This window comes from Enterovibrio calviensis DSM 14347, from assembly GCF_000621165.1.
In the GTDB taxonomy this organism is placed as follows: domain Bacteria; phylum Pseudomonadota; class Gammaproteobacteria; order Enterobacterales; family Vibrionaceae; genus Enterovibrio; species Enterovibrio calviensis.
In genome coordinates this window covers 42,305-54,547 of the sequence record NZ_KK211217.1, presented here as the reverse complement: position 1 = coordinate 54,547, position 12,243 = coordinate 42,305, and the positions used below count along the sequence as shown (strand labels likewise).

Genomic DNA, 12,243 nt, shown 5'->3' with positions numbered 1-12,243 from the left:
GTGGGGCGAATGATTGATGGCCTATGGTACTGATGAACAAAGACATTGGATTGCTGTTTGAATATGCACGGAGCAAATTCACCACTACCGACAACAAAGTTGCGGACTATTTTCTCGCACGTCGCCCTGTCAAAACCATTGAAGAGCTGGCGGCGGACATTGGCGTATCCACAGCCTCCATTACGCGTTTTTGCCAAAAAATCGGCCTGAATAACCTCAAAGAATTCCTGTTTCTTTACCAAGAACAATTGGACAGCGCGAACCCCCTCGCCAAACCTGAAAACGATGGTCTTCATCAAGATTATTTCGATGTCTTGCAGCAACTGAAACACTGCCTTGATAGCGACATTATCAACCAAATCACCCACGCTATCGCGAAACACCAAATCATTCATGTGTTCGGCACGGGCTTCAGTGCACTCGCGGGGGCGGACTTTAAGTTTCGATTTGGGCGTCTCGGCAAGTTCGTTGAAGTGGTACAAGACACAAACTCGATGCAGATGTACCAAGACATTTTGACAACCGATAACCTAGTGATCGTGCTGAGTTTGAATGCGCAAAATGATGACATGGCTAAGGTAGTGAAAAACCTGACACGCCGTGGTATCGAAACCTATCTGATTTCAGCGAATCCAAAATCGAAGATGTCACAGTCCGCGACAGCAACCTTGCTCACCTCCTCGCTCAATGGCGAAGAGCGTACGGGCATGATTTCGGCGCAACTGCCCATGTTGATGGCTATCGATCACCTCTACTATCACTATGTATCGCTTGACCGAGAGACAATCAAAAACTGGGTGTCGACCGAAGCACCATTTGGGAAATAACCCGCGTTAACGTCTAACAACGACGCTCTAACAACAGCCGAATAACAGTGAAAAGAAAGCCGCTCATCAAAAGCGGCTTTTTATTTGATCATTGATGGCGAAACTATCGCGTGAAGATCACTTCAGCCTGACGCTCTTCAGGCTTATCCATGCCCGTTTGCCAGAACCAGTAAGTAATGTTGCCAGGACAATTGAGACTCACCACTTTGTGATTGCCGAAGCGGTCAATCGCGTGAATGGTGACGCCTTCGGTGTACCCGTCTTTTAGGTAGTCCAAGTCTTTGATGGCTTCATAGACAGCGTCATCCAAACTCATGCCCATTTTCATGTAAAGCACTACAGCGTGGGAGGTCGAACAACGAATTGCCATTTCACCCGTATGCGTACATGCACACGCGCCATAACGACTATCCGCGTAAGAACCCGCACCAATAATTGGGCTGTCACCTAAACGACCCGGGTACTTCCATGCCCAGCCTGATGTAGACGTGGCAACACTGATTTTTTTGTTGATGTCACTGCTCAAAAAAACAGTGGTATCGCGCACACGCTCTGGGTCTGTGGCGTTATTGGACAATGGAGCAAGCGGTACATTGGGAAATGCTGCTTGTTCCTCAGGGGTCATCGCTTGCTCAAGCTTTTCCCACCAGACTTGCTTGGAGTCTTCAATTAGGTTGTTGCCTGCGACTGCGCCAATTTCTTTGGCGAAAATTGCCGCGCCCTCACCCACAAGAATCTCGTGATTTAGGTCTGTCATCACTCGGTGTGCAACATCCACGGGATGCATGTAGCCTTTCAAAGCGCCAACAGCACCAGTGCGCAAGTTGTCGCCATCCATTACAGAGCCATCAAGCTCCATTTCGCCAAGTACGTTAGGCCAGCCACCGTAGCCAACAGTACGCACACGCGGGTCGAGTTCGACCAATTTAATGCCTTCAATCAACGAGATCAGGCCATCTTCACCGGCTTGCAAGCGACGAGCAGATTCTTCGATGCCAGGGTAGGCTTCAGAGTTGGCAAGCAAAATCATGGGGTAGTCCTTATTGGTCATTATTCGTTATTCGTTATTCGTTATTCGTCAAAGATGCAATATGTTGGCAAAGCGAAGTAAGCAAAAATGTGCCGTACCCTGACGCCGCTTTTGGATAGATTTTTCGATGCGACATACCAAGAGACATCGCCGCAGAATCGATGTGTATCCATTTCTGATCGGGTGCCACAAAGTGATGAAGGAAAGTCGCTGCCACGCTCGCACCTGCATCGCCATCTTCACTGCCATGGCGAACATCCGCGAAATCACTTTTCAGCGACGCTTCGAAAAGATCTGCACTAATAGGCATTTCCCACAAAGGTTCTGAGCAGCTATTGCCCGCCGTTTTGGCCAGTGTTTTCAGCTCATCACTGTTACCCATCAAAGATGCAAACGCCTTGCCTAACGAAACGCCCGTTGCGCCAGTGAGTGTGGCGATATCAACCAAATAATCAGGCTGATAGGTTTGCTGCGCGTAGTGCATCACATCCGCCAACACCATGCGTCCTTCGGCATCCGTCGAGATAATTTCGACGCTTTTACCCGACAACATAGTGACGACATCCCCCGGCTTGATAGCACCGCCTGACGGCATGTTTTCAACCAAACCACACAAGCCAATCACGCGAACAGGAAGGTGTAACTGAGCGATTGCATTCAATGCGCCAACCACCGCCGCCGCACCGCCCATGTCGACCTTCATGGTACTCATGCGTAATTGGCCTTTGATGCTGATCCCACCGGTATCAAAGGTGACGCCTTTACCGACCAGCGCAATCGTCGTTTTTGCGCCTTCGGGATGGTAATCCAAGCACAGCATGCGACCATCACGGTCACTGCCTTGAGAAATACAAACCAGACCACCAAACCCCTGCTCTCGCATTTCGGCTTCTGTCAAAAACGATAAGCTTGTGTTCTCCATTGGTAGTTCTTTTACAGCACTGACGAAGGATTCTGGGTAGATCACGTTGCCGGGTTTGTTCACCAATTCACGGGCAATCAATTGGCTTTGTGCTAGAACTTGTCCTTCAAAAAACGCCGTAGATAGCGTTTTTTCATCGGTTTTTAGCTCAAAGGCATTGATGCCAGGCTCGAGATGGAAACTGTCTCTGTGCTTGTAATCGTAAGACGATAACGCCAGCCCCAATGACACCCACTTAACCCACACTTCAGGGGCATGAAGAGACAGCACGTCGTCATCAACATGAAGCTCAAGCGTTTGCGCTCGCTTAAACGTTGATGCCAACAGGTAACCAATATCTTGCAGGTCTGCGACAGTAAACGTCGCCTTCTTGATTTCACTGTTGAACCCATCAATATCCTGATTCACGTCCAGTGATTTGCCTTCGCCTACAGCCAAATGCAAAGTTCTTGTCGCTTGACACTCTGTGTCTTTGACGCGAATAAACGCTAGTTGAAACATCCTAATGTCCTCGGTTGTTATCACGTGTTAGTCGAAGAGATAACAACGTACAAAGTGGTTTTCTGATAATTGAGTAACGGGAGGCAAAGCTTCCTTACACTTAGGCGTGGCATGTAAACACCGACCTGCAAACGGACAACCGACACTGTCAGGCGTCCACAACGGGATCTCTCCGCGATTCCCTTTAAGCTTTTCATGAATCGATTTACTAGGATCGGGCACCGCTGATACCAGCAATTGGGTATACGGGTGCTGCGGATCATGGATAATTTGCTCCACATCGCCCCACTCAACCATGTGACCGACATACATCACGGCGATGTCCTCGGCGATATAACGGGCAGTCGCGATATCGTGAGTGATGTAAAGCAGTGCCATTTCACGCTCCACTTTCATCTCTTCCATCAGGTTCAGAACACCGGCACGAATCGAAACATCAAGCATGGATGTAGGCTCATCGGCCAACACCACCTCCGCACCCACCGCTATATTTCTCGCCAAATTGACACGTTGGCGCTGACCACCCGATAACTGATGCGGGTATTTGGCGGCAGTCTCTTTAGGCGGGGTTAGGCCGACTTGCTGCAACAAGTCATAAACCATGTCCTCTAGCGCTTTCTTGTCGCTTCCATCCAGCTTGTTGTGGATGAGAAGCGGGCGAGCAATGTGATGAAAAATCGTATGGGTAGGATTGAGCGAACCAAACGGATCCTGCCATACCATTTGAACGCCCTGACGATAGAGCATCAGGTCGTCACGCTTGGTTATTGACTGAATATCACGCCCGAAGTACTCGATGCTCCCACCCGTTGGCGGGTACATTTTGGCAATCATTTTTGCCGTAGTGGATTTGCCGGAACCCGACTCGCCCACCACGGCTAATCCGCGCCCTTTATACATTTTGAATGACACGTCATTGATGGCGCGCATCTTCGTTTTCTGAAGCGAATTACTGCTAACGGCAAAATCTTTGATGAGGTTTTTGCCCTCGATAATGAGTTTTCCTGTTGGCTTACTCATAAGTATCTCCTCAGCCCTTAGCCGTTGGCGAAGTAAACAAATGGCAGTTTGAGTAACGTCCCGGCTCAATCAATGTCAGCGCAGTTGATTGGGTGAAACAACTCGATTGCGTTTTGCCGCAGCGCGCTTGAAAGCGACAGCCTGTGGGAATATCAAACAGGTTAAGTGGACTACCAGGAATGCCTTTCAATTGGGTTTTAGGGCCCGTTAGAGACGGGAATGAACTTCCCAATCCTTCTGTGTACGGGTGAAAAGGCGTGGTCAGAATTTGCTTTGATGGCGCGACCTCAATCAGCTCGCCGGCATACATAATGCCGATACGATCTGAGAATTCGACCATCAGAGACAGATCGTGAGTGATGAACAAAATCGAGAAGCCAAACTCTTCTTTCAGCGCATGGATCTTTTGCAAAATCTCGCGTTGAACCACAACATCCAGTGCCGTTGTCGGCTCATCCATGATGATCATTTTAGGGTTCAGCGCTAACGCGATTGCAATAACCAAACGCTGACGCATGCCACCAGAGAATTGATGCGGATAGTCGGTCAAACGGCTCGGGTGAATATCGACAATCTCCAGCAGGCCTTCTGCTCGTCGTTTCGCCTGATCACGAGTGAAATCGGTATGGCGCATGATCACGTCGCAAAATTGCTCTTCCATGGTCAAGACAGGGTTAAGCGCGTTCATGGCACTTTGAAATACCATGGACACTTCTTTCCAACGAAAACGCGACATGGCCTGTTCGGATTTCTTCAGCAAGTCACCATGACCATCAAAAAAGACTTCACCCTTTGAGATATACGCGGGGGGCTTGTGCAAGCGCATCAGTGAAAAGGCCACCGTTGACTTACCGCAGCCAGACTCTCCGGCTAACCCAAACACTTCACCTTTACCAATGTCAAAGCTGACATCATTCACCGCGCGAACATCACCCGCATCGGTGATGTAGTCCACACACAAATTGCGTATCGAGATTTGAGGGGTTGTCATGAGTGCGGTCCTTCTTCAAATACTGGGCGTTTTGCGCGAGCTGACGATTTTTCCCACTTGTTGCGTTTCTTCCAAAGGCGAAAGCCTTTCTGTGAGCGCAGTTGTGGGTTCGCGATTTCATCCACCGCGAAGTTAAGAAGCGACAAGCCCACCGCTATCATGGTCAACGCAAAACAAGGCGCCAGAATTTCCCACCATGCGCCAATCAGCATGGATGAAGAGGTTTGAACGTTGTAGAGCATCACGCCCCAACTGATGGAGTTCGGATCACCTAGCCCGAGGAAGGATAGGCTGGCTTCAGTCATGATCGCGAGCAACACACAACCAATGAAGCTAGCGCCGAGAATCGACATCAGGTTAGGGAGAATCTCGACGGCAATAATGCGCCACGTTTTCTCGCCCAACACTTCTGCCGCACGCACGAATTCTTTCTCTCGCACCGATAACGTCTGCGCTCGAACCACCCTAGCGCCCCAAGCCCACGAAGTGATGGCTATCACCACAGCAATAGTGGCGGGGCCTGCCTCGCCAATAAACGCGGCAATGATAAAGAGCAGCGGTAACTGCGGCACCACTAACATGATGTTCATGGCTGCCGACAGATAATCATCAACCTTACCGCCGAAATAACCTGCCGTTACGCCAATCGCTGTTGCCAAAAAGCACACCAGTACACCCGCCCCAACGCCGACTGCCAGTGATGTTCTTGCGCCATAAACTAACTGCGACCAAATATCTCGGCCCATTCTCGATGTGCCAAGGACGTGATCAGCCCCTTCAGACATCATCAAACGACGAGGATTATTGGCGAGGTTTTTTGCTATCCAACCTTCTGGATTTTCCTGCGCGGCTTTCACGATAAACGCAGGGTATTCGTGTGGGTTGCCTGTGCCCACATCAGGTGCGTGTTTGGTGATAACAGGCGCGAAGATGGCAACCAACGCAAACATGATCAGAATAATAAGCCCAGCCAGAGACTTCTTATTCCCAATGAGTAATCTCATTAACGCTTTCATGATTATTTACCTCCCTTGCGCAAACGAGGATCGAGGTAAACGATCATCAAGTCTGCCAAGAAGTTGAAGAACAACATAAACATGGTCATGAGTAGAAGCTGACCTTGAAGCACTTGGTAATCACGCGCATGGATGGCATTCAGCAACACAGTGCCAAGTCCTGGGTAGTTGAAAATCATTTCAACAATCAACTGACCACTGATGGCCGACCCCAACGCCATGGACAACGCAGTGACACTTGGCAGCATGGAGTTACGGGCGGCGTAATTGAAGACAACACGGTTTTCACTCAACCCTTTGGCTTTTGCCATTGTAATGAAGTCTTCATTGAGCAAATTGATCATGTTGTTACGCATGCTGATAAGGAAGCCACCAATCTGGCCAATCGTGGCACAGAACAACGGCAAGACAGCGTGATAGCCGACGTCTTTGTAGAACTCCCAACTGCCCCAGTCGGGATGAGTTCCCACGGTATAAGCGTTGCCGGAAGGGAACCACTCAAGGCCTATCGCAAAGGTGTAAAGCACCAACATGGCGACAACCACGGATGGAATAGATTGCACCACCAACATGCTGGGCGAAATGAAGGAGTCGTAGTGACTGCCACGACGCCACGCGGCAAAAATGCCAAGCACCGAACCAATACAGAAAGCCAGAACAATGGCAGAACCTGTTAGAAACAAAGACCAGCCAACCGCACTTGCCAACAGCTCGTTCACCGTAATGGGAAAGTACTTAATGGAAATGCCCCAGTTACCGGTGAAGATGTTGGCCAAATACGATAAATATTGCTGCGGCAACGGCGCGTCGACAAACCCAAGAAGCTTTTTCATGGATTCGATACGCTCTGGCGTTACCTCTGCCGTTGCATTCGCAAACATCATGGTGACCGGATCGCCAGGCATTGCGCGGGGCAAAATAAAATTCAATGTGGCGGCAAAAATTAATGCCATTAAATAGAATGAAAGCCGTCGAAGAAAAAAGGCCATACCTTATCCTCAGATACAGTTAACCCGGTGCATATAAAAACAGGCTTAGCCATTTTTATTACGCTGATAGGTGTTGATTAACGAGAAACTAAGGAGCGCATACGAACATGCGCTCCCGAATAGCCTTAGGCTTTAGGTTTCAAATCCAGAACATGCAACAGACGCTCAGGTACACCCGCCCATGACATTGGACGACCTTTTGGATTTGCTTCGTTCCACCAGCCCGTGAAGCGGCTTTCATTGAACTGATACACATCCACACCTGACATCACAGGTACCGTGACTTGATTCTCTGCGATGATTTTTTGGATTTTGTGCGCGATTTGCATCTGCTCTTCTTGCTTGTCCGTTTTATAGAAACTGTCTAATAGGACATCAAGCTCTTCATGCTTAAAGAAATGCATCGCATAGCGAGGCGCATTGGCTCCTTCTTGGTAGCGAGAATGGAAAGCGCGGTTCCAATAGCGATGAGGGTCGGCACCAATCACGTAGTTGGTATACGCCACGTCATAAGTGCCAGATAACATTGCTTGGTTGTACACAGCGAAGTCTGCGGTACGGGCTTTGGCTTTCACGCCAACTTTTTGAAGCTGCTCTACCCCTAATTGGACGGCATTATTGAAATCAGTCCACCCCGTTGGAGATTGAAGTTCAAGCTCAATTTGCTGACCGGTAGGCGTTTCAACGAAACCATCACCATCGATATCGATAAATCCTGCTTCTTTAAGCAACGCTTTCGCATTGTCTACGCTGAATGTGTTGTAGTTTTTGTATTGGTTATAGGTGTCTTGGTTTGCCCAGAAATCGAAGACTTGACCAAGACCAGACGCGTAATCGTTCACCACGCCGTTACCGTAAAACGCAATATTGATGATTTTCTGACGGTCGATCGACATAGAGAACGCACGACGGAAGTCGATGTTGTTAATCGCTTCATTGTTGCCTGGGTGCGGCGTTTTGAAATTCAGCATGAAGGATTGAGGGCCCGCCGCTGGGTACCAGTATTTGTGGTGAGGGCTTCTTGCTGCATAGACCATGTCGACATCAGGAATGAAGTGTCCACTCCAATCCAATTCAGATTTGATGACCTTACTCAACAACTGATCATTGTTAGCGATTTGAGGCACACGTAAGCAATCGACGTCGAGATTGTCATTGTCCCAGTAATGCGGATTACGACACTGAATATAAAGCTGAGGCGTAAAGGTGTCGATTTCGGTAAATGGCCCCGAACCTACTGGATTGTCGTTGGTGAACAGCTCCGGTTTTTCAATGTTCTGCCAAATGTGCTTTGGCACAATTGGAATGGTCGAGATTTCATACGGGACATTGGTATTGACCTCAGTCAGGTCAAAAATAACCTTATTGCCATCCTGTCGGACGGATTTGACCCAGTTGTCCATGCCTTTAGGATCGAGCTCTGGCTTTTCTTTAATGAGTGCAAATGAATAAACAACGTCTTCTGCCGTGAACGGTTTACCGTCTGACCACTTCACGCCCTCTCGAATTTCAAACGTGACCTGCATCAGGTCTTCTGAAAGATAGTAATCTTTCGCCAGACGCATAACCGGCTTGTTCCCGTGCATCTGGTTGAAAATGACCAAAGGCTCGTAGACGAAATCTGTCGTCGTACGCAGCGTGGTGGACAGGAAAGGGTTGAAGTTTCTGATCATCGTCGGATAGAAATCCGACACGATGGTCAGCTCGTGTCTTTCTGTGGCAATCGCGGTTGGTGCGGTTAAAGCGGCAAGCACAATGGCTGCAAGTTTCGTTTTGCTAAGCATTGGGTGTCCTTACTTCAAATGACGTTGTTGCTAAATCCCTGCACAAGAAAACACTGGTTCACACGGTTTTTATTGCCCTGATTAACGTGATTTTTCTTCAAATTCCCGTTCTTAAGGCGCACGAAACCGAACCATTGGCGACAAAGATCGCCAATGGTTTTTCTTCCCAGATACTTTAGTGAGTTAGGGTATAGCTTTGCACTAAGTGATAAATCGAAAGTTTCGAACGAATTTCTTCTGCCGATGCATCACCTGTGTAAGTGAGCGTCACTGGGCTACATGGCATCAGGGTAAAACTTGAATCATTAAAACGTCCTTCTCCCTCAAGTTCAGGATGAACAAAGAACGCAGGTTTATCGGTTGTTAGCGTGATGGTCATCGTGCCATTTTTCTCGATGACATCAGCCTCTACGTTGGCACGAGGTAACGGCAGGCGCTTATACACATCGTCAAACCATGTATTCGTTAACGCTTGCCCATTGCATTCCATATCCACTTGGAAGAAGCCTTCGTGCTTGCGCTCGTTGATCACGTTGCGATCGCACTGCCACAGCACTTGGTTACCGTCTTCTTCCAGCGTCGCTTCGACCGGCCACGTATCAATCACTTCACCTTGCCAGTCGTACCAGGTCACTTGTCCCTTGGCGCCGAGTTTACGGTGTTCATCATTGATAACATTCAGTTTTAGCGTTTCACCATCATCAATAAACACGGCCAGTTGTGGCGCGAAAAATCGCTTCGCATGGTAGTGAAGTTGCTTCCAACGCCCAGTATATTCAATGCTCGACCATGAACTCACTGGCCAGCAATCATTCAACTGCCAATACAAGATGCCACGACAAACGGGCTTATTCGCACGCCAGTATTCACTGGCCGTTTTGATGGCCAGCGCTTGTTGAACCTGACTCAAATACAGCATCTGAGAGAAGTTGGACGGGAATCGGAAATAACGGGTAAACATTTCAGTGATAATGCTATTACCACGACCGTTTTTCTGGTGTTGCTCAAAGGTTGGAGACGTTACGTTCCAATCTTCTTCTGCCGCAAAGGTTTTCACGGTTGGCAATGACGGCCAAGATTGGTAACCAAACTCACTACAAAAACGCGGCTTGATACTGCTGTAAGCATCGAACGATTTACCGGAATGCCACACATCCCAAAAGTGCATGTCACCTTTGTTGTCGTCATGCCACGCATCACCAAAATCTAACTCACCGTTACATGGCGAGCTCGCCCAGAAGCGACGGCTTGTGTCTTCGCGCTCAACCACTTCCTGTAGAACGCGGCTGAGACGATCGTAATTCACCACGTATTTTTCGCGATTCGCACGAGATTCTGGGTACCAATTGATCGCACCGATCACTTCGTTGTCACCGCACCACAAGGCCAGTGAAGGGTGATCGCTCAATCGACGAACTTGCTCGGTGATCTCTTGTTCTACGTCGCGAAGGAAATCCGGTGTTGATGGGTATAAGGCGCAAGAGAACATCAAATCTTGCCACACCAACAAACCTAACTCGTCACACAAGTCGTAGAAAGTATCGCGTTCATACATGCCACCACCCCAAACGCGGATCATGTTCATGTTGGCGGCTTTGGCATCTTCCAATAAACGGCGGTAGTGGTCAGGAGTCTGTCTACTTGGCATTGCGTCAAGCGGTATCCAATTCGCGCCTTTAGCCATGATGGCTTTGTCGTTGACGACAAATGTCATCGCCGCGCCCACCTCGTCTTCGCCCGTTTCTAAATACAGCTCACGAAGGCCCAAGCGTTTCTCGATAGTTTGGCCATCCGTCATCACTGTCAGCGTATAGAGCGGCTGCTGTCCGTAACCTGCAGGCCACCAGCGTTTAGGCTGAGGCACACGAAAACAGCATTCCACCTCAGCGCTGATCAAGGCTACGGATTGCGACATGCGCTCGCCATCAGGGCTAACCAAACAACATTCAATCTGAACAGCAGCATCTGGGGTGATGCTCTCGGCTGAAATAATCGCAGTAACATCACAGCTACCATCGCTGTGCCATTGCTGCGTTGAACGCACCTGTTGCAGGCGAACTTCCGACACCGCTTGTAAACGAATACTGTCGTAAATTCCGCTCACCATTAAACAAATACCCCAATCCCATCCTGAATGGCACTGTGTTTTTCGCAAAGTATTCATGTGAGGAATTTGGTTGTTTCCAACCGCCCAAGGTACTGGGAAAGGCAAACGCTCAGCGCGCGCTTTGGCTTCAATGTCTGCGCGTTTAAGCGTGACTCTTAACGTATTTTCACCGTCACGTAAGAATGGGCGAACGTCGCGGCGGTAATGGCGGAACATGTTGCTGCATAGCAATATGGTTTCACCATTCAACACGATCTCGGCCATGGTATCGACCATGTTCAAGATCAGATCGACCGCTTTCGCGTCGAGAAGATCGGCATCGGCAATGAAGGTTTTTTCTAGTCGCCAATCATGCTCGCCGACCCACTGCACTTGGGTTTCGTTACAGCCTAAATATGGGTCTGGAATAATGTCTGCGGCAAGCAAAGCGCTATGTACATCACCTGGCAACATGATGGGCGCAACGATGGTGGCATCCGCCAAAGAAGTCAGTGTCCATTCGCCATCTAATTTCAACATTGTCATGGTTAAGCCACCGCTACGTCACAGGCTGAATCAAGAATTTCAGCTGCATTTACAACTAACTTTTTCACTGTGGTTTCAATGACAGCCTTGCCTTCGAAACGCGCCATGCCAACCAATTCAATGTCTGTCGTCACGATAACTGCATCAGCGTTTTGTACATCGTCTGATGTGATTTCGTTTTCTGTGCCAAGCGCACCTTGGGTTTCAACTTTAATTGTCCAGCCGCGAGCAATCGCCGCTTGTTCTAATGATTCAGCAGCCATGTAAGTATGGGCAACACCTGAAGGGCAGGCAGTAATGGCAACAATGTTCATGATCTTCTCCAGCACGTCTGTTTTTATAACGTTATACCCTGAAGATCATCACAATGAGTGCGGGTGCGTCGAGATAGATTCACTGGACATTTTTATGGTGTGTTGCAAAAGCGAAGCGCGGTCAAACTTAGCGAAAAGGTTTGTTTCGCTTAGGTCACAGTTCGAGGAAAAAGAGCATCATGGCAGGCACGTCGATTCAATATTTAGTTTCCACATA

At 48.8% G+C, this 12,243-nt stretch carries 10 protein-coding genes; 1 reads left to right on the top strand and 9 read right to left on the bottom strand.

What is annotated here, in order from left to right:
• Window positions 1-23 precede the first annotated feature (23 nt).
• A complete protein-coding gene (locus Q365_RS0118430) occupies window positions 24-827 on the top strand; it encodes a MurR/RpiR family transcriptional regulator (RefSeq protein WP_035025359.1) in 804 nt (267 codons plus the stop codon).
• Window positions 828-930: 103 nt separating this feature from the next.
• Here the strand turns inward: Q365_RS0118430 and Q365_RS0118425 are convergent, their stop codons facing one another.
• From Q365_RS0118425 to Q365_RS0118385, 9 genes are all read right to left on the bottom strand, one after another.
• A complete protein-coding gene (locus Q365_RS0118425; RefSeq protein ID WP_028024720.1) occupies window positions 931-1,857 on the bottom strand; it encodes a N(4)-(beta-N-acetylglucosaminyl)-L-asparaginase in 927 nt (308 codons plus the stop codon).
• Between the two features lie 34 nt (window positions 1,858-1,891).
• Window positions 1,892-3,280: a M17 family metallopeptidase gene (locus Q365_RS0118420; RefSeq protein ID WP_028024719.1), complete on the bottom strand. Its 1,389-nt coding sequence runs from the start codon at window positions 3,278-3,280 to the stop codon at window positions 1,892-1,894.
• 27 nt (window positions 3,281-3,307) lie between these two features.
• Window positions 3,308-4,300 carry an ABC transporter ATP-binding protein gene (locus Q365_RS0118415; RefSeq protein ID WP_028024718.1) on the bottom strand — a complete coding sequence of 331 codons (993 nt, stop codon included), beginning with the start codon at window positions 4,298-4,300 and terminating at the stop codon, window positions 3,308-3,310.
• A gap of 10 nt (window positions 4,301-4,310) precedes the next feature.
• On the bottom strand, window positions 4,311-5,291 hold the full coding sequence (locus Q365_RS0118410) for an ABC transporter ATP-binding protein (protein ID WP_028024717.1): 981 nt from the start codon (window positions 5,289-5,291) through the stop codon (window positions 4,311-4,313).
• Window positions 5,288-6,307, bottom strand: coding sequence for an ABC transporter permease (locus Q365_RS0118405; protein WP_028024716.1), 1,020 nt, complete (start codon window positions 6,305-6,307; stop codon window positions 5,288-5,290). Before Q365_RS0118405 ends, Q365_RS0118410 begins: the two co-directional genes overlap by 4 nt.
• 2 nt (window positions 6,308-6,309) lie before the next feature.
• A complete protein-coding gene (locus Q365_RS0118400) occupies window positions 6,310-7,296 on the bottom strand; it encodes an ABC transporter permease (RefSeq protein ID WP_028024715.1) in 987 nt (328 codons plus the stop codon).
• A 125-nt stretch (window positions 7,297-7,421) separates the two neighbouring features.
• A complete protein-coding gene (locus Q365_RS0118395; RefSeq protein WP_028024714.1) occupies window positions 7,422-9,080 on the bottom strand; it encodes an ABC transporter substrate-binding protein in 1,659 nt (552 codons plus the stop codon).
• Window positions 9,081-9,255: 175 nt separating this feature from the next.
• Window positions 9,256-11,712 (bottom strand): glycoside hydrolase family 2 protein, encoded by a 2,457-nt coding sequence (locus tag Q365_RS0118390; RefSeq protein ID WP_028024713.1) that lies wholly within the window; start codon window positions 11,710-11,712, stop codon window positions 9,256-9,258.
• Window positions 11,713-11,714: 2 nt separating this feature from the next.
• Window positions 11,715-12,026: a PTS fructose transporter subunit IIB gene (locus tag Q365_RS0118385; RefSeq protein ID WP_035025356.1), complete on the bottom strand. Its 312-nt coding sequence runs from the start codon at window positions 12,024-12,026 to the stop codon at window positions 11,715-11,717.
• Window positions 12,027-12,243: the final 217 nt, after the last annotated feature.